Annotated in this window: 18 protein-coding genes and 1 tRNA gene; all 19 read right to left on the bottom strand. The window is 62.9% G+C overall.

Features of this window, described 5'->3' with window-relative positions:
- Positions 1-6: 6 nt before the first annotated feature.
- A complete protein-coding gene (gene infB / locus PSV05_RS08210; protein ID WP_300063986.1) occupies positions 7-2,619 on the bottom strand; it encodes a translation initiation factor IF-2 in 2,613 nt (870 codons plus the stop codon).
- A gap of 113 nt (positions 2,620-2,732) precedes the next feature.
- A complete protein-coding gene (gene nusA / locus PSV05_RS08205; protein WP_300063984.1) occupies positions 2,733-4,220 on the bottom strand; it encodes a transcription termination factor NusA in 1,488 nt (495 codons plus the stop codon).
- Positions 4,221-4,226: 6 nt separating this feature from the next.
- Positions 4,227-4,865, bottom strand: a complete 639-nt coding sequence (gene rimP, locus PSV05_RS08200) for a ribosome maturation factor RimP (protein ID WP_300063982.1) — start codon at positions 4,863-4,865, stop codon at positions 4,227-4,229.
- A gap of 276 nt (positions 4,866-5,141) precedes the next feature.
- Positions 5,142-5,218, bottom strand: a tRNA-Met gene (locus tag PSV05_RS08195).
- Between the two features lie 73 nt (positions 5,219-5,291).
- The gene (nuoN, locus tag PSV05_RS08190; RefSeq protein WP_300063979.1) at positions 5,292-6,746 is read right to left on the bottom strand and encodes an NADH-quinone oxidoreductase subunit NuoN; all 1,455 of its coding nucleotides are present in this window, start codon (positions 6,744-6,746) and stop codon (positions 5,292-5,294) included.
- A gap of 15 nt (positions 6,747-6,761) precedes the next feature.
- The gene (locus PSV05_RS08185) at positions 6,762-8,288 is read right to left on the bottom strand and encodes an NADH-quinone oxidoreductase subunit M (RefSeq protein WP_300063977.1); all 1,527 of its coding nucleotides are present in this window, start codon (positions 8,286-8,288) and stop codon (positions 6,762-6,764) included.
- A gap of 16 nt (positions 8,289-8,304) precedes the next feature.
- Positions 8,305-10,383 (bottom strand): NADH-quinone oxidoreductase subunit L, encoded by a 2,079-nt coding sequence (gene nuoL, locus PSV05_RS08180; protein WP_300063975.1) that lies wholly within the window; start codon positions 10,381-10,383, stop codon positions 8,305-8,307.
- A gap of 3 nt (positions 10,384-10,386) precedes the next feature.
- A complete protein-coding gene (gene nuoK, locus PSV05_RS08175) occupies positions 10,387-10,710 on the bottom strand; it encodes an NADH-quinone oxidoreductase subunit NuoK (RefSeq protein WP_300063973.1) in 324 nt (107 codons plus the stop codon).
- On the bottom strand, positions 10,707-11,369 hold the full coding sequence (locus PSV05_RS08170) for an NADH-quinone oxidoreductase subunit J (protein ID WP_300065405.1): 663 nt from the start codon (positions 11,367-11,369) through the stop codon (positions 10,707-10,709). The genes nuoK and PSV05_RS08170 overlap by 4 nt, the downstream gene beginning before the upstream one ends.
- Before the next feature lie 23 nt (positions 11,370-11,392).
- A complete protein-coding gene (gene nuoI / locus PSV05_RS08165; protein ID WP_300063971.1) occupies positions 11,393-11,881 on the bottom strand; it encodes an NADH-quinone oxidoreductase subunit NuoI in 489 nt (162 codons plus the stop codon).
- A gap of 7 nt (positions 11,882-11,888) precedes the next feature.
- Positions 11,889-12,965 carry an NADH-quinone oxidoreductase subunit NuoH gene (gene nuoH, locus PSV05_RS08160; protein ID WP_300065403.1) on the bottom strand — a complete coding sequence of 359 codons (1,077 nt, stop codon included), beginning with the start codon at positions 12,963-12,965 and terminating at the stop codon, positions 11,889-11,891.
- A 20-nt stretch (positions 12,966-12,985) separates the two neighbouring features.
- Positions 12,986-15,238 carry an NADH-quinone oxidoreductase subunit NuoG gene (nuoG, locus tag PSV05_RS08155; protein ID WP_300063969.1) on the bottom strand — a complete coding sequence of 751 codons (2,253 nt, stop codon included), beginning with the start codon at positions 15,236-15,238 and terminating at the stop codon, positions 12,986-12,988.
- Positions 15,235-16,599 carry an NADH-quinone oxidoreductase subunit NuoF gene (gene nuoF, locus PSV05_RS08150; RefSeq protein ID WP_300065402.1) on the bottom strand — a complete coding sequence of 455 codons (1,365 nt, stop codon included), beginning with the start codon at positions 16,597-16,599 and terminating at the stop codon, positions 15,235-15,237. Before nuoF ends, nuoG begins: the two co-directional genes overlap by 4 nt.
- A 12-nt stretch (positions 16,600-16,611) precedes the next feature.
- The gene (gene nuoE, locus PSV05_RS08145; RefSeq protein ID WP_300063967.1) at positions 16,612-17,139 is read right to left on the bottom strand and encodes an NADH-quinone oxidoreductase subunit NuoE; all 528 of its coding nucleotides are present in this window, start codon (positions 17,137-17,139) and stop codon (positions 16,612-16,614) included.
- Positions 17,136-18,440 (bottom strand): NADH-quinone oxidoreductase subunit D, encoded by a 1,305-nt coding sequence (locus tag PSV05_RS08140; RefSeq protein WP_300063965.1) that lies wholly within the window; start codon positions 18,438-18,440, stop codon positions 17,136-17,138. The genes nuoE and PSV05_RS08140 overlap by 4 nt, the downstream gene beginning before the upstream one ends.
- On the bottom strand, positions 18,437-19,198 hold the full coding sequence (locus PSV05_RS08135; RefSeq protein ID WP_300063963.1) for an NADH-quinone oxidoreductase subunit C: 762 nt from the start codon (positions 19,196-19,198) through the stop codon (positions 18,437-18,439). The genes PSV05_RS08140 and PSV05_RS08135 overlap by 4 nt, the downstream gene beginning before the upstream one ends.
- A complete protein-coding gene (locus PSV05_RS08130; protein WP_300063961.1) occupies positions 19,195-19,782 on the bottom strand; it encodes an NADH-quinone oxidoreductase subunit B in 588 nt (195 codons plus the stop codon). The genes PSV05_RS08135 and PSV05_RS08130 overlap by 4 nt, the downstream gene beginning before the upstream one ends.
- The gene (locus tag PSV05_RS08125; protein WP_300063959.1) at positions 19,773-20,129 is read right to left on the bottom strand and encodes an NADH-quinone oxidoreductase subunit A; all 357 of its coding nucleotides are present in this window, start codon (positions 20,127-20,129) and stop codon (positions 19,773-19,775) included. Before PSV05_RS08125 ends, PSV05_RS08130 begins: the two co-directional genes overlap by 10 nt.
- Positions 20,130-20,262: 133 nt before the next feature.
- Positions 20,263-22,131, bottom strand: a complete 1,869-nt coding sequence (locus PSV05_RS08120; RefSeq protein ID WP_300063957.1) for an ATP-binding cassette domain-containing protein — start codon at positions 22,129-22,131, stop codon at positions 20,263-20,265.
- Between the last annotated feature and the right edge of the window lie 94 nt (positions 22,132-22,225).

The raw sequence follows: 22,225 nt of genomic DNA, 5'->3' as shown, positions 1-22,225 counted from the left end.
GCACGCTCAGAGCGTGCGCTGCACCTCGATGCGTTCGAAGCATTCGATCTGGTCGCCCGGCTTGACGTCGTTGTAGGCCTTCACGCCAATGCCACACTCGGTGTTGACGCGCACTTCGTCCACGTTTTCCTTGAAGCGGCGCAGCGATTCCAGTTCGCCCTCGAACACCACCACGCTGTCGCGCAGCACGCGGATCGGCTTGGTGCGCTTGACCACGCCCTCGACCACCATGCAGCCGGCGACCGCGCCGAACTTGGAGCTGCGGAACACGTCGCGAACTTCGGCCGTTCCAATAATCTCCTCGCGGATTTCCATGCCGAGCACGCCCGAAGCAATCTGCTTCACCTGGTCGATCACGTCATAGATGATCGAGAAGTAACGCAGGTCGACGCCGTTGCCTTCGATCACCTTGCGCGCGGATGCATCGGCACGTACGTTGAAGCCGATCACGGTCGCCTTCGAAGTCGACGCCAGCTGTGCGTCGGATTCGGTGATGCCGCCCACGCCGGAACCAATCACGTTGATCCGGATCTGGTCGTTGGACAGGCCGATCAGCGCCTCGCGCAGGGCCTGCATCGAGCCATGTACGTCGGCCTTGACCACCAGGTTGAGGGTCTGCTGCGCAGCGCCCTCGCCCATCTGCGCCATGATGTCTTCCATGCGGTTGCCGGCAGCGGCAACCAGGCGTGTCTCGCGGCGCTTGGCATCGCGCTGCTGGGCCACGTCCTTGGCCAGGCGCTCGTCGGCCACGACGACGAAATCGTCGCCAGAATCCGGCACGCCGGACAGGCCGAGGATCTGCACCGGGATCGACGGGCCGGCTTGCGCAACCTGCGCGCCGTTCTCGTCGAACAAGGCGCGCACGCGACCGTACTGGATGCCGCAGACCAGATAGTCGCCCTTGGCCAGCATGCCCTGCTGCACCAGCACCGTGGCAACCGGGCCACGGCCCTTGTCCAGCGAGGATTCGATGACCACGCCGCTGGCGCGGCCGTCAAACACCGCGCGGAGGTCGAGCAATTCGGCCTGCAGGCTGATCGCGTCCAACAGGTCATCCACGCCCAGGCCAGTCTTGGCCGACAACTCCACCATCTGGGTGTCGCCACCGAAGTCCTCGGACACGACATCGTGCGCAAGCAGTTCGTTCTTGACCCGCGACGGATCGGCACCGGACTTGTCGATCTTGTTGATCGCCACGATCAGCGGCACCTTGGCAGCCTTGGCATGCTGCACCGCTTCAATCGTCTGCGGCATCACGCCGTCATCGGCAGCCACGACCAGGATCACGATGTCGGTCAGCTTCGCGCCACGCTGGCGCATCTGGGTGAACGCGGCATGGCCCGGGGTGTCGAGGAAACTGATCACACCCTTCGAGGTTTCGACGTGGTACGCACCGATGTGCTGGGTGATGCCGCCGGCTTCGCCCGAGGCAACCTTGGTGGTGCGGATGAAATCCAGCAGCGAGGTCTTGCCATGGTCGACGTGACCCATGATGGTCACCACCGGCGGACGCGGTTTCTGCTCGCCCTGAACGTCTTCCACGTGCGCCAGCAGTTCGCTCTCGGCATCGCCGGCGTCCTCATGGACGGCGGTGTGGCCAAGCTCCTCGGTGATCAGCACCGCGGTGTCATGATCGATGGACTGGGTAATGGTAGCCATCACCCCCATCTTGAACAGCGCCTTGACCACGTCGCCACCCTTCAGCGCGAGCTTCTGCGCGAGGTCGGACACGGTGATCGCGTCGCCGATGGCGATTTCACGAATGATCGGCGCGGTCGGCTTGGTGAAGCCGGTGCCGGTGCGCGACTGATCCTGCCCGCGCTGGCGCTGCTTCGGCTTGCCGCGCGAGGATGCGCCGCGACGAGCGCGATCGGATGCGGACAGGTGCAGCTGGCCGGCAAAGCGCTGCGCCGCGCCTTCGTCGTCCTCGACACCGGCCACCATCGCGTGCGAGCCGCGATGTGGCTTGGCTTTGTGCGCAGCGCCCTTTTCGGGCTCGCGCGACGGCGCCGGCGCTGGCTTGGCATGGCCATGATGACCAGCCTTTGGCTTGGTCGCTTCTTCTGCGACCGCGACTTCGGCCGCCGCGGCGGTTTCCATACGCAGGCGCTCGGCCTCTTCCTCGGCCTTGCGCCGCTGCGCGGTGAGTTCCTCGTCGCGGCGCTTGTCGGAGTCGGCCAGGCGCTGCTGCTCGGTCAGGTTGCGAAGCCGGGATTCTTCCAGCTTGCGCAGGATCTCGGCGCGCTCGGCATCGGGCTCATCGCCTGACTTGGTCGGGCGCGCGGTTTCGGCACCTGGCTTGAGGGTGATTTTCTTGCGCACCACCACATCAATGGTGCTGCTGCCGCGGCCGGTCTTGCCGCTGCCGCCGACGGTGATTTCCTGCTTGCGGCTACGGCTCAAGGTGATCTTGCCCGGCGCGACGATGTCGTCCGCGGCCAGGTCTGCCTTGCCATGCGAGCGCTTGAGGAAGCCCAGCAGCTTCACTTTCTCCATGCTGGTGACAACCTGGTCGGGCCCGTTGAAGCTCATGCCGGCCTCGGCCAGCTGCTCCAGCAGTTTCTCGACCGGCGTATTCACCAGTGCGGCGAGCTTGCGGATGGTGGTTTGCTGCGACATTCGGATTCCGGTGCATTGCCAGGGACAAGTCCCGGGCGGGGGTGGGCGAGTTTATCGCGTTACGACCTTGCGGCGCTCGTGCAGGCCAACGGTTCGGCCTGCAGCGCGATGACTCATTCGAACCAGTGCTTGCGCGCTTCCATGATCAGGACAGCGCCGCGTTCGTCGCCGACACCCTCGATGTCGGCGATTTCATCGGTCGCCATTTCGGCAAGATCCTCGCGGGTGCGGATGCCACGTTCGGCAAGCGCATGCGCGGTGGGCTCGTCCATGCCTTCCAGCGACAGCAAGTCCTCGGCAGGCTGCTGGTCTTCCAGGCCTTCTTCGACCGCAAGCGCTTCGTTGAGCAGCGCATCGCGTGCGCGCGAGCGCAGTTCCTCGACGATGTCCTCGTCGAAGCCCTCGACCGCAAGCAACTCGCCGACCGGCACGTAGGCGATTTCCTCGACCGTGCTGAAGCCTTCGGTCACCAGGATGCCAGCGATTTCCTCATCGACTTCCATCTTGTCCATGAACAGCTGGCGTGCGGCGACCTGCTCGGCCTCCGACTTCGCCTGAACCTGGTCGGCGGTCATCACGTTGAGCTGCCAGCCAGACAGGCGACTGGCCAGGCGCACGTTCTGGCCACCACGACCGATCGCCTGCGCCAGCTTGTCCTCTGCGACCGCCAGATCCATCGAGTGCTTGTCCTCATCGACAATGATCGACTGCACTTCAGCCGGCGCCATCGCGTTGATCACGAACTGCGCGGCGTTGTCGCTCCACAGCACGATGTCCACGCGCTCGCCGTTGAGCTCGTTGGTCACCGCCTGCACGCGCGAACCGCGCATACCGATGCAGGCACCGATCGGATCAGTGCGGTTGTCGTGCGCGAGCACCGCGATCTTGGCGCGGTCGCCGGGATCGCGCGCGCAGCCCATGATCGAGACCAGGCCCTGGCCGACTTCCGGCACTTCCAGCTTGAACAGTTCCATCATGAATTCCGGCGCCGCGCGACTGATGAACAGCTGCGGACCACGCGGTTCGGAACGCACGTCGAACAGATAGCCGCGCACGCGGTCGCCGGTACGCAGCACATCCCGCGGGATGCCCTTGTCCTTGGAGATGATCGCTTCCGCATTGCCGCCCAGGTCGACGTAGATGTTGCCGCGCTCGACGCGCTTGACCACGCCAGTGACCAGCTCGCCGACGCGATCCTTCCACGCGTCAACGACTTGCGCGCGCTCGGCTTCGCGCACGCGCTGCACGATCACCTGCTTGGCGGCCTGCGCGGCGATGCGACCGAAGTCGGGATTCTCGATCTGCTCTTCGATGTAGTCGCCGACTTCGGCGTCCTCGCTTTCGTCGATCGCATCCATCAGGCGCAACTGGCGGTCCGGCGATTCCATCACCACGTCGTCGGCCACCACTTCCCAGCGGCGGTAGGTCTCATAGCTGCCGTCTTTCGAGTCGATCGCCACGCGCACCAGCACGTCCTGCTCCGCATAGCGCTTCTTCGCCGCCGAAGCCAGCGCCGCTTCGATCGCTTCCAGGATCACCGCTTCCGGGACGCCCTTCTCGGCCGCCACCGCATCCACGACCAGCAACAGTTCCTTGCTCATTCCTGATTACTCCGCATCGGACGGCTCGTGCGCCGCCGGGTTGATTGATGACTTCGTTGATGACTTGGCACCCGGCTTCCGGCCGGCCGCCTTTTTCTGCTTGCCCGGCCGCGCATCGCGTCCGGATTTGTCCACGGCCGGGGCCAGCCCGAGGGCGATCCAGTTCGGCATGACGCGCGCTTTGTCGATGTTGTTCGCATCCACCGTGAACTCGGCGTTGTCCACGCCAAACACGATGATCTCGCCCTCCACCCGCAGGATCGCGCCCTGCAGGCGCCGGCGGCCGTCCTGCGGCAGTTTCAAGGTGACCTTGGCCGACTCGCCGATGAAGCGCGCGAATTGCGTGGCGCCAAACAATGGGCGGTCGATCCCGGGCGAAGACACTTCCAGCGTGTAGTTGCCGGTAATCGGATCTTCGACATCGAGTTGCGCGGACACTTCACGGCTGACCGACTCACAATCCTCGATGCCGACGCTGCGCTGTTCCGTTTCAACGCCTGAGGCCTCGACTTGTGGCACGTCGATGTACAGGCGCACGAGCGCGCCGCCCGGTGCAGGCAGGTATTCAATGCCGAGCAATTCCAGACCCAGCGACGTCACCGTCGGGGCCAGCAGTCGCGCAATGTCTTCAGCCTTGTCCGTCATTACTTGCAGCAAATTCCAAAATTATGAAGCGTGTTCGTGGGAGTTAATTTTTCTTGAAGCCATTTCATGAAGAGTTCATGGCGCAGGTCATGCATGGAACCGAAAACGAAAAAGGACCCATTGGGCCCTGGTCCGATACCGCTGGATTCCGGTGCGGATGCGCCCTCATCGGCGCGTCCGCAAAGCCCGTGCTGCCTTCAAGCACGACCCGCCGGCAAGGGCATGGCCGTCAAAACAAAAAAGGCTCCGAGGAGCCTTTTCGCCAGTCCGTTGGACTGGTAGCGGGGGCAGGATTTGAACCTGCGACCTTCGGGTTATGAGCCCGACGAGCTGCCAGACTGCTCCACCCCGCAGCAGAAGCGGAATTATGCGGTGCACCGCATTTTTTTGCAAGCCCTAACAGGCATGGCATACATGTCGAAGTCTTCAGGCAAACGCTTGCTGGCACCACGCCATCATGGGGTTCCAGAACAGGCCGAGCACCAGCAGGCTCAGGGCATTCACGCCGAACACCATGCGCAGCACAAGGTTGTCGCGCGGTTGCATCGGCTCGCCCGAGGGTTCGTCGAAATACATCACCTTCATCACGCGCAGGTAGTAGAACGCACCAATCACCGCGCACACGATGCCGACGATCGCCAACCACAGCAGATCGCCCTGGATAGCTGCACGCAACACAACGAGTTTCGCCCAGAAGCCAAGAAACGGCGGCACGCCGGCCAGCGAGGCCATCACGCACAGCACCAGGCCCGCGCTCCAGGGATCGCGCGCATTCAAACCCTTGAAGTCGTCGATGCGATCGGCTTCGAAGCCGCGCCGCGACAGCACCACGATCGCGCCAAATGCTGCAGATGCCATGATCGCGTAACTCAGTGCGTAGAACATTGCCGCCGCATTGCCTTCCGCCCCGCCACCGGCCAGGCCGAGGAACAGGAAGCCTACGTGCGAGATGGTGGAGTACGCCAGCATGCGCTTGAGGTTGGTCTGCGCCAGCGCGACCAGGTTGCCGAGGATCAACGACAGTGCGGCCAGTCCCGCCAGCATTGGCTGCCAATGGTCACCCAGTGCACCCGCACCGAAATCAAGCAGGCGAATCGCCATCGCAAAGGCTGCCAGTTTTGGTGCCGAACCAATGAATAGCGTGATCGGGGTCGGCGCACCGTGGTAGACATCGGGCAGCCACATGTGGAACGGCGCAGCACCGAACTTGAAGGCGATGCCGGCAACCATGAACGCGACGCCCGCCAGCAGCATCGTCGGATGCGCGACGCTGGCCGCACTCGTGCTGATGGTTGCCAGGTCAATGCTGCCGGTCGCGCCGTACACCAACGACATGCCGTAGAGCAGCATGCCGGAGGCGAGCGCGCCCAGCACGAAGTACTTCATCGCCGCTTCCGAGGCGAGCGGGCTGTCTCGATCTATTGCAACTAGCGCGTAGGAGCACAGCGCCAGCAGTTCCAGGCCGAGGTAGACCATGACCAGGCTGCCGGCCGAGATCAGCAGCATCATGCCGGCCACCGCGAACATCACCAGCACCGGCACTTCACCCTTGTACAGGCCACGTTCGCGCAGGAACGACCATGCATAGACCAGCGCGACCGCGGACACCAGGCAGGCGCCGATCTTGAGCACGTCGGCCATGTCATCGCGGATGAACATGCCGGACAGCACCGTGCCCTGCCCGCCCACGCCCATGATGATCATCACTGCAACCACCACCAGGCTGGTGATTGCCAGCACATGGGTCACTACGCGCTGCTTCTCGCTCAGGAACAGGTCGAGCATCAAAAGCGCGAACGCGGCGCCGACCAATACGAGCTCCGGGAGCAACGGCATCAGGTCTGCAACGGTGGGCATGTTCTGCATCATCGGCATATCCATAGAAGCGGGTCCACCTCAGAGCTTGGTCGCGGCGAGCTGGCTCGCCAGTTGCGCGATGGACGGCTCCATCAGGTCGGTCAGCGGCTTCGGAAACACACCCAGCGCGATCACGCCGATGGCGAACACGCCAAGCACGATCCATTCGCGCATGTTGATGTCCTCCAGCGCGGCGACATGGGCATTGCCGACATCGCCCCAGATCACGCGTTTGGTCAGCCACAAGCTGTAGCCGGCCCCAATAATGAGGGTGAACGTGGCCGCGAACGCGATCAGCGGATGCGCCTGGAAGCTGGCCATGATCACCATGAATTCGCCCACGAACCCGCTGGTGCCAGGCAGGCCGGAGTTGGCCATCGCGAACAATACCCAGAACATCGCGAACCACGGCATCACGTTGGCCACGCCGCCGTAGTCACGGATCATGCGGGTGTGCATGCGGTGGTACAGGATACCGACGAGGGAGAACATTGCTGCGGAGATGAACCCATGCGAGATCATCTGCACCATCGCGCCCTGCAGGCCAAGCTGCGCCGCGTTGCCAAGATCCGCATCACGCACCAGCGAGAAGGCGATGAAGGTGCCGAGGATGACAAAGCCCATGTGCGCAACCGAGGAGTACGCGATCAACTTTTTCATGTCCTCCTGCACCAGCGCCACCATGCCGACGTAGATGATCGCAATCAGGCTTAATGCGATCATCAGCCATGCGAATTCATGGCCGGCATCAGGCACGATTGGCAGGGTGAAGCGCAGGAATCCGTAGCCGCCGATCTTCAGCATGATCGCAGCCAGGACCACCGAGCCGCCGGTCGGTGCCTCGACGTGTGCATCCGGCAACCAGGTGTGGACCGGGAACATCGGCACCTTGATCGCAAACGCGCCAAAGAACGCAAAGAACAACCACGTCTGCTCGGTCATGCTCAGCGGCAACGCAGCCATGTCGGCGATCTGCCAACTGCCGCCTTTCAGGTACAGGTAGATCAACCCGACCAGCATGAACACCGAGCCGAGGAAGGTGTACAGGAAGAACTTGAGCGAAGCGTAGATACGGCGAGGGCCACCCCATACACCGATCACGATGAACATCGGGATCAGCATTGCCTCGAAGAACACGTAGAACAGCATCGAGTCGAGCGCGCAGAACACGCCCACCATCACACCTTCCAGGAACAGCAGGCAGGCGAAGTACTGGGCCACGCGCTTTTCAACCGAGTCCCAGGCTCCCACCAGCACCAGCACGCCAACCAGTGTGGTCAGGCCGATCAGCGGCACCGACAGCCCGTCCACACCAAGGTGATATTGGATGTCGTAGGCTGGAATCCACGCATGCAGTTCGACGAACTGCATCACCGCACTGCCCATTTCGAATCCGCTGAACAGCGGAATCGACAGCGCGAACGTCAACAGCGCAAAGCCAAGCGCGATCCAACGCGCAAGCTGAGGTCGCTTGTTGCCGGCAAGCAGGGAGAGCACGCCGCCAAGGATCGGCAGCCAGATCAATAGACTCAGCAGGTGCGACTGGATCACGCTTGAAATTCCCATCATGAAGTCGTCGAACTCATAGCCAGTAATGGTTGGCCAGCGCGAGCAGCGCGACCAGGCCCAGGATCATGGCGAAGGCGTAGTGGTACAGATAGCCGGACTGCAGTTTGCGGACGAGGCCCGCAACCAGCCCAACCGTGGCGGCGCTGCCGTTGACGACCACGCCATCGATCACTTTGCTGTCGAACAGACGCGCGAGCTTGCCCAGCGCCACACTGCCGCCAGCGAAGCCCTTGATCCACAGGTCGTCCGCCCAGTATTTATGCTCCAGCACCTTGATCGGCAGCGCCAGCGAACGGTTGATGACCTTGCGCCATTCCGGCATAACCAGGTACAGCAAGGTCGCCGTGAAGAAGCCCATCAGCGCGAGGAAGAACGCGGGCGACTTGAAGCCATGCAGGGCGAAGGCTACCGGACCATGCCATTCCTTGGCCAGCAAACCAACCACGTCTTTCGTCTTGTCCAGGTCGATCGAACCGAGGAAGAACGGCAGCTGCTGCACCTGACCCATCACGTCGGTGCCGAACAGCATCGGCCCGGCGGTGAAGAAGCCGATCAGCATCGACGGAATCGCCAGCAGCACCAATGGCAGGGTCACCACCCACGGCGACTCGTGCGGTTCATGCACGCCATGCTGTCCGTGGCCATGATCGTCATGTGAATCGTTGCCATGCCCATCGTTGGCATGCACGTCCGAATGCGCATCCACGTTGCGGAAGCGTTCTTCGCCGAAGAAGGTCATGTACAGCAGGCGGAAGCTGTAGAAGCTGGTGACGAACGCACCCAGCAATACCGCCATGTTGGCGTACTGCGCGATCCAGTCGCCATGGGCCGCGGCGTGATGCTGGGCCGCCTCGATAATCGTGTCTTTCGAATAGAACCCGCTGAAGAACGGCGTGCCGACCAGCGCCAGGGTGCCGATCAGGCTGGTGACGAAGGTGATCGGCATGTACTTGCGCAGGCCGCCCATCTTGCGCATGTCCTGCTCATGGTGCATGCCGATGATCACGCTGCCGGCAGCCAGGAATAGCAGCGCCTTGAAGAATGCATGGGTCATCAAGTGGTAGACCGCCGCCGAATACGCGGACAGGCCCAGTGCCACGGTCATGTAGCCCAGCTGCGACAGCGTGGAATAGGCGACGACGCGCTTGATGTCGTTCTGCACCATGCCAATCAGGCCGGTCCAGAACGCGGTAGTGGCGCCGATGAACAAGATGAAATTGAGCGCGGTCGGCGACAGCTCGAACAGCGGCGACATCCGCGCCACCATGAAGATACCGGCGGTGACCATGGTCGCGGCGTGGATCAGCGCCGAGATCGGGGTCGGGCCTTCCATCGAGTCCGGCAGCCACACATGCAGTGGCACCTGCGCCGATTTGCCCATCGCACCGATGAACAGGCAGATGCAGATGATCGTCGGCACCGACCATTCATGGCCCGCGAAAATCGTGAAGGTGGTCTCGCGGATGGTAGGCGCGTTGGCGAATGCGGTCGCGTAGTCCAGCGTGCCGATCCAGTACAGCACACCAGCAATTCCGAGCAGGAAACCGAAGTCACCCACGCGGTTGACCAGGAATGCCTTCAGGTTGGCGAAGATCGCGGTCGGCTTCTTGAACCAGAAGCCGATCAGCAGGTAGGACACCAGCCCCACCGCTTCCCAACCGAAGAACAGCTGCAGGAAGTTGTTGCTCATCACCAGCGTCAGCATGCTGAAAGTGAACAGCGAGATATAGCTGAAGAAGCGCTGGTAGCCGTCGTCCTCGGCCATGTAGCCAACCGAGTAAATATGCACCAGCAACGACACGAAGGTGACCACCACCATCATCATCGCGGCGAGCTTGTCGACCATGAAACCGATATGCGCGGACAGGTCGCCAACCTGGAACCAGGTGTAGAGGTTCTCGTTGAATGGCGACGCGCCCTGAAGCAGTTGCCACAGCACCCAGCACGACAGCGCGCAACTGGCGGCGACGCCCAGGATCGTGACGCTGTGTGCGCCGACGCGGCCGATCCGGCGGCCGAACAGGCCAGCCAGCACCGCGCCAAGCAAGGGCAGCAGCACGATCAGCACGAGTTGGATTTTGGAGAGAACCATCCGTCAGCCCTTGAGCGTATCGATGTCCGCGACGTCGATCGTGCGACGGTTGCGGAACAGTGTGACCAGGATCGCGAGACCAATAGCGGCCTCGGCCGCGGCCACGGTCAGGATGAAGAACACGAATACCTGCCCGGCGGGATCGCCCAGCGAACGCGAGAACGCAACGAAGTTGACGTTGACCGCGAGCAGCATCAGCTCGATCGACATCAGCAACATGATCACGTTCTTGCGGTTGAGGAAGATGCCCGCGACGCTGATGCTGAACAGCACCGCGCCCAAGGTCAGGAAGTGGCCGAGGCTCAGGCCCGACAGCAACGTGCTCATGGCGTGGCCTCCGTCGCCGAATCCGGGGCAGCCGCTTCGACCGGTGTTGGCGGTTTTTCTGCGTCCATCTTGATCATGCGCAGGCGGTCAGATGCTTTGACTCGAGATTGTTCGCTCGGGTTCTGGTGGCGCGCACCGGGTCGGCGACGCAGGGTCAGCATTACCGCTGCGACGACCGCCACGGTCAGGATCACCGCGGCGACCTCGAACGGCAGCATGAATTCGGTGAACAGCGCCCGTGCCAGCCAAGTGGTATTGGGCACATCAACCGTGGCGACCGCAGCGTTGTCTGCCAATGGCGTCTGGCTGAGTGCGCGCACGCCGATCAAACCCAGCATCTGCACCAGCATCACCACCGCGACAATCAGGCCGATCGGCAGGTAACGCACGTAGCCTTCGCGCAATGGCGCCAGGTCGACATCCAGCATCATCACCACGAACAGGAACAGCACCATCACAGCGCCCACGTAGACCAGCACCAGTGCCACCCCGAGGAACTCGGCGCCGCCAACGATCCAGGTGCAGGCCACCGAGAAGAACGTCAGCACCAGCCACAACGCGGCATGCACCGGATTGCGCGAGGTAATGGTGGCCAGCGCGGCCCCGGCGGCGGTAGCCGCAAAAGCGAGGAACGCGAGCGTGGTGAAATCGAATGACATGCTCATCTCTTAGTCGGACAGCCTCAGCGGAACGGGGCATCTGCAGCGCGGCGCTCGGCGATCTCCGCCTCCAGGCGGTCGCCGATGGCCAGCAACTGCGGCTTGGTCACGATGTTCTGACCTCGCCGGTCGAAGTGGTATTCGTGGATATGCGTTTCTACGATCGAATCGACCGGGCAGGATTCCTCGCAGAACCCGCAGTAGATGCACTTGAACAGGTCGATGTCGTAGCGCGTGGTGCGGCGGGTGCCGTCGGCGCGCTGCTCGGAATCGATGGTGATTGCAAGCGCCGGACACACCGCCTCGCACAACTTGCAGGCGATGCAGCGCTCTTCCCCGTTCGGATAGCGGCGCAGCGCGTGCACACCGCGAAAGCGCGGGGACTGCGGCGTCTTCTCCATCGGGTACATCAGCGTGTACTTCGGACGGAACAGGTATTTCAGGGTCAGCCACATGCCGCTGAGGAGTTCCAGCAGCAGAAGACTCTTGAAATAGGAAACAACCTTGCTCATGCCGGCCTCACTGCCCCGCCTGGAAGACGCCGAAATACACCATCAACGCGGTCACGAAGATCCAGGCGATGGTAATCGGGATGAACACTTTCCAGCCCAGCCGCATGATCTGGTCGTAGCGGTAGCGCGGGAAGGTGGCGCGGAACCAGATGAAGCAACTGGCGAAGAAAAACGCTTTGGCCAGCAACCACCACCAGCCATCGCCCAATACCACCGACAACACTGGCACATCGGGGATCCACGCTGTCGGGATCGGCGACAGCCAACCGCCGACGAAGAACAGCGAGGTCAGGAAGCTGACCAAAATCATGTTGGCGTATTCGGCCAGGAAGAACAGCGCGAACTGCGAACCGGAGTACTCGACCATGTGGCCGGCCACAATTTCCGACTCGCCTTCGACCACGTCGAACGGCGCGCGGTTGGTCTCGGCCACGCCGGAGATGAAATACACCACGAACAGCGGCGCCAGCGGCACCCAGAACCACTCCAGGAAACCGGCATTGCCGGACTGCGCCATCACGATGTCGGTCAGGTTCAGGCTGCCGGCGGCAATCAGCACGCCAACCAGGGCGAAGCCCATCGCGATCTCGTAGCTGACCACTTGCGCGGCGGCGCGCATCGCACCGAGGAAGGCGTACTTCGAGTTCGATGCCCAGCCCGCGAGGATCACGCCATAGACGCCCATCGAGGTCATCGCCAGCAGATACAGCAGGCCGGCATTCGCGTTGGACAGCACCACCTGCGCATCGAACGGCACTACCGCCCACGCTGCGAACGCCGGCACCAGCGCGATCAATGGCGCCAATCGATACAGCACCGGAGCTGCGACGGTCGGCTGCAACACTTCCTTGAACAACAGCTTGAACACGTCGGCAAAGGTCTGCAGTACGCCCATGCCGATGTACATCGGCCCATGGCGAACGTGCATCCAGCCGATCAGCTTGCGTTCCCAGTAGACATAGAAGGCGACCGACAGGATCAGTGGCACCGCGATCAGCAGGATCTTGAGCAAGATCCAGACCAACATGCCGATGGTGCCAAACGACAGCAGCAAGTCGCGGAACGGATCCACCACCTGGGTCATCAGTGGATTGACGGAAGCGATCATGCGCGGCTGACCTCCGCCCTTGCCGAAGCTGCCAGCGGCGCGGTGGCGCCATGGCCGGATTCGATCCACACACTGCCCTGCGCAACGCCCGCATCCAGCACGACCTGCAGGCCGGCATTGCCGATGTCGGTGGCGAACTTCGCCATCGCGCCATCGGCGATGCCGGCATTCGCAGCATCCACGGGATTCATCACCGCACGCGGCCCGACATTGAGCGGATGCGCCTGCAGCGCTTCGGAGCGACGGATCACGCCATCGACACGATAGATCGCCTGGGTCACCGCGATTTCAAGGCCAGAGCCCGCGGTCGACGGTGCCTGGCCCTTGCTGGCTTGCACTTCATGCTTGCTTGTCATGCCTGCGCGCAGGCCGGCGATGTCGGTGAATTCGAAACCGGGCAACGCAAGCGCATCGGCCAGTGCGCGCAACACGCGCCAGCCGGGACGGGCCTGGCCCGGCGGCTTGCCGGCGGCGCTGGTGCGCTGGTCGAAGCCGTCAAGATTGGTCAGGGTCGCTTCGATTTCCGGCAATGCGGCGATCGGCAGGATCACGTCGGCCACGGCACGCGTCGACTTGCAGGCGAACTGGCTGAATGCCACCACCTGCGCCTCGCCCAGCGCTTTCAGCGCCAAACGTTGATCGGCGAAATCCAGGCCCGGTTCGATGCCATGGATCACATAGGCCGAACGCGGCTCGCGCAACATCGCCTGCGAATCGCGCGACGCCGGCAACACGCCATGTCGCGACAGCCCCAGTGCATTCGCGCCCTGTGGGATCCGGCACAGCTTGGCGCCGGTCTTGGCCACGAAGGCGTCGGCAGCCGTGCGGATCGCGGCCGCATGTGGTCCGTTCTCGGCCACGCCGCCCACGATCAGCGCGATATGCCCGGCATCACCAAGGTCGAGCTTGCCTAGCGCACCGGCAAGCTGCGACGGCGGCATGATCTGCTTGCTGGCGATCCCGAACGCAAAATCGAAATCGACCGGATTGACCACATGCACCTTGGTGCCGCGCGCCACGGCCTTGCGCACGCGTGCATGCAGCAGCGGCACTTCATGGCGCACATTGCTGCCGAGGATGACGATGGCATCGGCCTGTTCGATCTCGACCACCGACATCGCGAATGCCTGCGAAGGCACGCCATCGGACAGGTCGTGCTGGCTGATGCGGTGATCGAGGTTGCCGGTGCCCAGCGCCTCTGCAAGGCGAGCAAGCAAGGCTCCCTCCTCGTTCGAGGTCGACGGATGCACCAGCATGCCGAGGCCGTCGCCGGCGTTGTCGCGCAGGATCTTCGCGGCCTTGGCCAGCGCTTCTTCCCAGCTGGCTTCACGCCAGCCGTCATTGAGAGCTAGGTCGCCGTCCTTGATCAGCGGCACCGTCGCGCGGTCGTCCGCGTACAGGCCTTCATGCGCATAGCGGTCGCGGTCCGACAGCCAGCATTCGTTCACTGCCTCATTGTCACGCGGCACGCTGCGCAGGATCTCGCCACGGCGGACGTGATGGAACAGGTTGCTGCCGAGCGCATCGTGGTAACCCAATGACGACTTTGCAGTCAGGTCCCACGGCCGCGCCTTGAAGCGGAACACCTTGTTGGTCAATGCACCGACCGGGCAGACGTCGATGACGTTGCCGGACAACTCGGTGGTCAGCGGCTTGCCGTCGTAGGTACCGATCTGCAGGTCTTCGCCGCGCTGCATGCCGCCCAGTTCATAGGTGCCGGCAATGTCTGCGGTGAAGCGGATGCAGCGCGTGCAATGGATGCAACGGGTCATATCGGTGGCAACCAGCGGACCCAGGTCCTCGTCGGCGACCACGCGCTTGCGCTCGACGAAACGGCTGACCGAACGCCCATAGCCCAGCGACAGATCCTGCAATTCGCATTCGCCGCCCTGGTCGCAGACCGGGCAGTCCAGCGGATGGTTGATCAGCAGGAATTCCATCACGTTGCGCTGCGCCTTCAGCGCCTTCTCATTGCGCGTGAACACCTTCAGGCCGTCCATGACCGGAGTCGCGCAGGCCGGTGCGGGCTTTGGCGCGGCACGTCCGCCCACTTCGGTATCGACCAGGCACATGCGGCAGTTCGCGGCGATCGGCAGCTTCTCGTGGTAACAGAAGCGCGGGATCGGGATGCCGGCCTTGTCGGCGGCCTGGATGATCATCGAGCCCTTCGGCGCGGCGAGTTCCTGACCGTCGATGAAGACGGTGACGTGGTCCGGCGGCAGGTTCGGATTCACTGGCTGTGCGCTCATGCCGCCACCTGCTTGTTCACCACAGTGCCGGCGCGCTGGTCATCAACCAGGAAGCGCTGGTTGACGATCGCGTATTCGAATTCGTCCCAGAAATGACGCAGCATGCCCTGCACTGGCCACGCTGCTGCCTCGCCAAAGGCGCAAATCGTGTGGCCTTCGATCTGGCCCGCAGCGGCGCGCAGCATCTGCAGGTCGTCCAACGTGGCCTGCATCTCGACGATGCGGGTCAGCATCCGGTACATCCAGCCAGTGCCTTCGCGGCACGGCGTGCATTGGCCGCAGCTTTCCTTGAAATAGAAGCGCGAAATGCGTTGGCAGGCACGCACCATGCAGGCCGTTTCGTCCATCACCACCACCGCGCCGGAGCCCAGGCCGGAGCCGGCCTTCTGCAAGCAGTCGTAGTCCATCGTCGCGGCCATCATCGTTTCCGCCGGCAATACCGGCATTGACGAACCGCCGGGGATCACGGCCTTGAGCTTGTGGCCGTTGCGCACGCCACCGGCCATCGCCAGCAGGTCGGCGAACGAGGTGCCGAGGCGAACTTCGAAATTACCAGGATTGTTGACATGGCCCGACACTGAGAACACTTTCGGCCCACCGTTATTCGGCTTGCCGAGGCTCGCGAACCACTCCGCTCCATTACGCACGATGGCTGGGACCGACGCATAGGTTTCAGTGTTGTTGATCGTGGTCGGCTTGCCGTACAGGCCGAAGTTGGCCGGGAACGGCGGCTTGTAGCGCGGCTGGCCCTTCTTGCCCTCGAGCGATTCCATCAACGCGGTTTCTTCGCCACAGATATAGGCGCCGGCGCCGAGCACATTGTGGATGTCGACATCAATCCCGCTACCAAGGATGTCCTTGCCCAGCCAGCCGTTGGCGTATGCCTCGCGGGTGGCTTCTTCCAGGTGCTCGAACGGCTCGTGGTGGAACTCGCCGCGCAGATAGTTGTAGGCAGTACTGGTGCCGGTCGCGTAACACGCGATCGCCATGCCTTCGATCACCGCATGCGGGTTGTAACGCAGGATGTCGCGGTCCTTGGCGGTGCCCGGCTCGGATTCGTCCGAATTGCAGAGGATGTACTTCTGCATGACGCCCTTGGGCATGAAGCTCCATTTCAGCCCGGTCGGGAAGCCAGCACCACCGCGGCCACGCAGGCCAGAGGCCTTGACCATGTCGATGACGTCGGCCGGCGCGATCTTCTCTTCGAGGATCTTGCGCAGCGCACTGTAACCACCGGTCTTGAGGTAGTTCTCGTACGACCACGGCTTGTCGAAATGCAGCGTGGTGTAGACGACGCTGTGCTCGACCGGTGCGGGACCGACCGGGCCGTAGCCTTCCGAATTGTGCGAATGATCCGCCATCTCAGCCATATCTCACTTCAGCCCATCGAGCAGCGCGTCGACTTTCGCCGCATCGAGCTTCTCGTGGTAATGCCCGTTGATCAGCATCACCGGCGCGCCGCAGCACGCGGCGACGCATTCTTCCTCGCGCTTGAGGTAGACGCGGCCATCGGCGGTGGACTCACCCAGCTTGCAGCCCAGCTTCTTTTCGGCATGCGTGACCAGGTCTTCGGCGCCGTTGAGCCAGCAGCTGATATTGGTGCAGAAGGCGACGTTGTTGCGGCCAACTTTCCCGGTCTCGAACATCGAGTAGAAGGTCGCGACTTCGTAGGCCCACACCGGCGGCAGCTCGAGGTACTTGGCCACTGCGGCAATGAGTTCGTCGCTCAGCCAGCCGCCATTCTGTTCCTGCGCAGCGAACAGGCCCTGCAGCACCGCCGAACGCTTTTGGTCGACCGGAAACTTGGTCAGCCAGTGGTCGATGTGCCCGCGCGTCTTGTCCGACAGTGCAAGCATCGGATCGACGCTGCGGCACGCCTCGAAATTACCTGTTGCTTTCATCGATCGATCTCACCAAATACAACGTCATAGGTGCCGATCATGGCAACGACGTCGGCCAGCATGTGGCCCCTCACGAATTCGTCCATCGACGAGAGGTGGATGAAGCCCGGCGCGCGCAAGTGGCAGCGGAACGGCTTGTTGGCGCCGTCGCTGACCAGATAGCAACCAAACTCACCCTTGGGCGCTTCCACCGCAGCGTAGGTCTCGCCGGCCGGCACGCAATAACCTTCGGAGAACAGCTTGAAGTGGTGGATCAGCGCTTCCATGTCGTCCTTCATCGCTTCACGCGACGGCGGCGCCACCTTGTAATTGTTCAGCATCACCGGGCCTGGATTGGCCTTCAGCCACTTCACGCATTGCTTGACGATGCGGGTGGATTCGCGCATTTCGGCCATGCGCACCAGATAGCGGTCGTAGCAATCGCCATTGACGCCAACCGGGATGTCGAAATCGACTTCGGCATACTTCGCGTACGGCTGCTTCTTGCGCAGGTCCCAGGCAATGCCAGAACCACGGATCATCGGCCCACTCATGCCCCAGGCCTTGGCCTGGTCAGGGCTGATCACGCCAATGCCGACGGTGCGCTGCTTCCAGATGCGATTGTCGGTGAGCAGGACCTCGTACTCGTCGACGCGATTGGGGAAGTCCTCGCAAAAATGCTCGAGGTAATCCAGCAGCGAGCCTTCGCGCCAACTGTTGAAGCGCTTGAGCTTGGCACCCTTGCGCCATGGCGATTCCTTGTATTTCGGCATTCGGTCCGGCAGGTCGCGATACACGCCGCCGGGACGGTAATAGGTCGCATGCATGCGCGCGCCGCTGACCGCCTCGTAGCAGTCCATCAGCTCTTCGCGCTCGCGGAAGGCGTACAGGAATACCGCCATCGCGCCGAGGTCGAGCGCATTGCTGCCCACCCACATCAGGTGGTTCAGGATGCGGGTGATCTCGTCGAACATCGTTCGGATCCACTGCGCGCGTTCCGGTGCCTCAATGCCGAGCAGGGTTTCGATGGCACGCACGTAAGCATGCTCGTTGCACATCATCGACACGTAATCCAGGCGATCCATGTAGCCGATCGACTGGTTGAACGGCTTGGATTCGGCCAGCTTCTCGGTGCCACGATGCAGCAGGCCGATATGTGGGTCGGCGCGGCGCACCACTTCGCCGTCCATTTCCAGGATCAGGCGCAGCACACCATGCGCGGCCGGATGTTGCGGACCGAAGTTGAACGTGTAGTTGCGAATCTCTTGCTGCGCTTCGGCCGGATTGCTGGCGAAGGCCTGATTGCTGGGCACCGCGCTCATCGGCTGGCCTCCCGGTCAAGGATGCGGTTGTCGCGCTCGCCCTTGGCGGTGCGCAGGCCGGCATCGTTGCGGATCACGCGCGGCACGCCGACACGCGGCTCGACCGAGGTCACCGGCTCGTACACCACGCGCTGTTTCTCGGCGTCGTAGCGGACTTCGACATTGCCGATCAACGGGAAATCCTTGCGGAACGGATGCCCGACGAAGCCATAGTCGGTCAGGATCCGGCGCAGGTCCGGATGACCTTCGAAGATGATCCCGAACAGGTCGAAGGTCTCGCGTTCGAACCAGTTCACGCCGGGCCACACCGAGGTAATCGACGCCACCACCGGCAAGCTGTTGTCGGCGGCGAAGCACGACACGCGAATGCGCTGGTTATGTTGCACCGACAGCAGATGCAGGACCACGGCATAACGCTTGCTGGCCAGTTCGTCGAGCGTGACGCTGCCGGGTTCGGCGACCTGGTGGCTGGGCTGCTCGCCCCATTTGAAACGACCCGGGCCTTGTCCTTCCACGCCACGGCTGAAGCCTTCGGCGGAGACGCCCTCGGTGTCCCACTCGTCGTTACCGTAGCTGAGGTAGTCGACGCCACACAGGTCGATGAAGGTGTCGAAGCCAAACTCATCGCGCAGTGCGCGGCAGGTCTCAAGCCAGTCGGAAGGCGCAACCACCAGGCCGGTTTCGCCGCGTGGCTGCGCGACTTCGAGCATCGCACCACTGAAGCGCGACGCAAGCTGACTCACGAAGTCGGCGATCATGCGCGCGCGCCTTCGACGCGCGGCGTGTTCGAGAACGGGTTCTGTTCCATCCGGCGGATTTTCTTCTGCAATTGCAGGATGCCGTAGACCAGCGCTTCCGCAGTCGGCGGGCAACCCGGCACGTACACATCAACCGGCACGATGCGGTCGCAGCCACGCACCACGGAATAGGAATAGTGATAGTAGCCGCCGCCATTGGCGCAGCTGCCCATCGAGATCACCCACTTCGGGTCTGGCATCTGGTCGTAGACCTTGCGCAGCGCCGGGGCCATCTTGTTGCACAGGGTGCCGGCCACGATCATCACGTCAGACTGGCGCGGCGACGGGCGGAACACCACGCCAAAACGATCCAGGTCCAGGCGCGCCGCACCGGCATGCATCATCTCGACCGCGCAGCAGGCCAGGCCAAACGTCATCGGCCACATCGACCCGGTGCGCGCCCAGTTCCACAGCGTGTCCAGGTTGGTGGTGACGAATCCATTTTGCAGCAACGGATTGTCGCCTTCTGGCCGCAGGATGTCGTCCAGCCGACCTTCCGGAATCGGGTTGTGCATCAGCCCTGAGATGGTCTCGCTCACTCCCATTCCAGCGCTCCCTTCTTCCACACGTAGATGAAGCTGATCACCAGCAGCGTCAGGAACACGCCCATCTCGACCAGGCCGAACATGCCGAGATCGCGGAACACCAGCGCCCACGGAAACACGAAGGCGATTTCCAGGTCGAACACGATAAACAGGATCGCGACCAGGTAATAACGCACGTCGAACTGCCCGCGCGCGTTCTCGAATGCGCTGAATCCGCACTCGTAGGGCGACAGCTTGTCGGCACTAGGGCGCTTGGGGCCCAGCACGTTGCCAACGATGATCAGGGCGATCCCGATCCCGGTGGCAACGATCAAAAACAGCAGGGTTGGCAAGTATTCGGCCAGCACGCGTGCCTCGGTCTTGTAGTGGGGGGTGCCGGCCAGGGCCGATCACTTATCCCCAATAGTGTAGCCGGGACGGGTCTGCAACGAACAGACCCGAATGTGTCGCTGACAGTGAAACGTGGCCAATGACACGTGATCAACCGCCTTCCAGTTGCTCCCAGTGCAGGTAGGCGGCGTCAAGATCCGCCTGCAGGCTGGCCATCGCGGTGTTGTCCACAGTGATCGCCGCGGCATCGCGCTGGAAATAATCCGGCTCATGCATGCGCGCGCCGAACTCGGCGATTTTGGCTTCCAGCTTCGCTATCAGCCCCGGCAGCGCTTCCAGTTCGCGTTGGACCTTGAAGCTGAGCTTGGTCTTGGCAGGCACCGCAGGTGTTGACTGTGTAGTCGCAGTCGCATTTTTTGATGCCTCGGCAGCGACGGCCGCCGTGCGTTGCCGCACCCAGTCCGTGTAGCCGCCGACGTATTCGCCCACCTTGCCCTCGCCTTCCATCACCAGGGTCGAGGTCACCACGTTGTCGAGGAAATCGCGGTCATGGCTGACCAGCAGCAGCGTACCCGGGTAGTCGGCCAGCAGTTCCTCCAGCAATTCGAGCGTTTCCACGTCGAGGTCATTGGTAGGTTCGTCCATCACCAGCAGATTGGACGGCTGGGCAAAGAGTTTCGCCAGCAGCAGCCGGTTGCGCTCGCCACCCGAGAGCCGGGTGATTGGCGACCGCGCACGCTCCGGGGTGAACAGGAAGTCCTGCAGGTAGCCGATGACGTGCTTCGGCTTGCCATTGATGGTGACGCTCTCGCGGCCTTCGGCCACGTTCTCGATCGCGTTCCAGTCCTCGCGCAGGGTCGCCCGGTACTGGTCGAAATACGCGACCTGTAGCTGGGTACCACGGCGGATCTCGCCCGACTGTGGGGTCAAATCACCCAGCAGCAGCTTCAGCAGCGTGGTCTTGCCGCTGCCATTCGGGCCAATCAGGCCGATCCGGTCGCCGCGCAGGATCACCGTCGACAGATCGCGCAGCAGCACGTTGTCGCCATGGGCGAAGCTGGCGCCGATAGTCTCGATCACCTTCTTGCCGGATGAGCCTGCATCGGACGCGGCCAGCCTGACGTTGCCGGTATGGGCTCGCCGCTGGCTGAATTCGGCGCGCATCGCCTTGAGCCGGCGCACGCGACCTTCGTCGCGGGTGCGGCGGGCCTTGATGCCCTGGCGGATCCAGACCTCTTCCTGGGCCAGGAACTTGTCGAAACGCGCGGTTTCCTGGGCTTCGGCATTCGCCCGCTCTTCCTTGCGGCGCTGGTAGTTCTCCCAATCGCCGGGCCAGCTGGTGAGCTGGCCACGGTCGATCTCGACAATGCGTGTGGCCAGCGCACGCAGGAAGCGGCGGTCATGGGTGACGAATACAAGGGCGCCATTCCACTGCTTGAGGAAGCCCTCGAGCCAATCGATTGCGGCGATGTCGAGGTGGTTGGTGGGTTCGTCCAGCAGCAACAGGTCCGGCTGCGAGACCAGCGCCCGTGCCAACAGCACCCGCCGCTTCATCCCGCCGGACAGGCGGCCGAAGTCGGCATCGCCATCCAGCGACAGCCGTTCCAGGGTCTCGGTGACGCGCTGGTCCAGGCCCCAACCGTGGGCGGCCTCGATCTTGGTCTGCACCTCGGCCAAGGCGTCGGTGTCGATCTCGTCCTCATGGATCAGGTGGTGATAGTCGGCCAACAACTGGCCCATCTCGCCCAGCCCTTCGGCGACCACGTCGAACACGCTCCCGGCGGCACCAAGCGGCACTTCCTGCTCAAGCCGACCAATCCGGCGACCGCCTTCCAGGCGGACTTCGCCGTCGTCCGGCTTGATCTCGCCGGCCAGCAGGCGCAACAGGGTGGATTTACCGGCGCCATTGCGACCGATCAAGGCAATTCGCTCGCCTGGCTCGATGGCCAGGTCCACGTGTTCAAGCAGAAGCGGCCCGCCGACGCTGAAGTCGACGCCGTGCAGAGAGATGAGTGACATCGAAATATTGTACGTGGGATGCGCCAGGAGCCGCCGAACGTTTCATAATCAGCTCGCCCCACCACCCCAACCCTTCATGAGGAGAGCGCGATGA

The organism is Thermomonas sp. (assembly GCF_029945965.1).
In the GTDB taxonomy this organism is placed as follows: domain Bacteria; phylum Pseudomonadota; class Gammaproteobacteria; order Xanthomonadales; family Xanthomonadaceae; genus Thermomonas.
The sequence above is the reverse complement of the archived record's forward strand: the minus strand, read 5'-3'. Positions and strand labels throughout refer to the sequence as shown.

Coding starts and splice junctions, on each gene's coding strand:
- infB (WP_300063986.1), bottom strand. CDS start 2,619: ATGTCGCAGCAAACCACCATCCGCAAGCTCGCCGCACTGGTGAATACG.
- nusA (WP_300063984.1), bottom strand. CDS start 4,220: ATGAGCAAGGAACTGTTGCTGGTCGTGGATGCGGTGGCGGCCGAGAAG.
- rimP (WP_300063982.1), bottom strand. CDS start 4,865: ATGACGGACAAGGCTGAAGACATTGCGCGACTGCTGGCCCCGACGGTG.
- nuoN (WP_300063979.1), bottom strand. CDS start 6,746: ATGGATATGCCGATGATGCAGAACATGCCCACCGTTGCAGACCTGATG.
- PSV05_RS08185 (WP_300063977.1), bottom strand. CDS start 8,288: ATGGGAATTTCAAGCGTGATCCAGTCGCACCTGCTGAGTCTATTGATC.
- nuoL (WP_300063975.1), bottom strand. CDS start 10,383: ATGGTTCTCTCCAAAATCCAACTCGTGCTGATCGTGCTGCTGCCCTTG.
- nuoK (WP_300063973.1), bottom strand. CDS start 10,710: ATGAGCACGTTGCTGTCGGGCCTGAGCCTCGGCCACTTCCTGACCTTG.
- PSV05_RS08170 (WP_300065405.1), bottom strand. CDS start 11,369: ATGTCATTCGATTTCACCACGCTCGCGTTCCTCGCTTTTGCGGCTACC.
- nuoI (WP_300063971.1), bottom strand. CDS start 11,881: ATGAGCAAGGTTGTTTCCTATTTCAAGAGTCTTCTGCTGCTGGAACTC.
- nuoH (WP_300065403.1), bottom strand. CDS start 12,965: ATGACCCAGGTGGTGGATCCGTTCCGCGACTTGCTGCTGTCGTTTGGC.
- nuoG (WP_300063969.1), bottom strand. CDS start 15,238: ATGAGCGCACAGCCAGTGAATCCGAACCTGCCGCCGGACCACGTCACC.
- nuoF (WP_300065402.1), bottom strand. CDS start 16,599: ATGGCGGATCATTCGCACAATTCGGAAGGCTACGGCCCGGTCGGTCCC.
- nuoE (WP_300063967.1), bottom strand. CDS start 17,139: ATGAAAGCAACAGGTAATTTCGAGGCGTGCCGCAGCGTCGATCCGATG.
- PSV05_RS08140 (WP_300063965.1), bottom strand. CDS start 18,440: ATGAGCGCGGTGCCCAGCAATCAGGCCTTCGCCAGCAATCCGGCCGAA.
- PSV05_RS08135 (WP_300063963.1), bottom strand. CDS start 19,198: ATGATCGCCGACTTCGTGAGTCAGCTTGCGTCGCGCTTCAGTGGTGCG.
- PSV05_RS08130 (WP_300063961.1), bottom strand. CDS start 19,782: ATGGGAGTGAGCGAGACCATCTCAGGGCTGATGCACAACCCGATTCCG.
- PSV05_RS08120 (WP_300063957.1), bottom strand. CDS start 22,131: ATGTCACTCATCTCTCTGCACGGCGTCGACTTCAGCGTCGGCGGGCCG.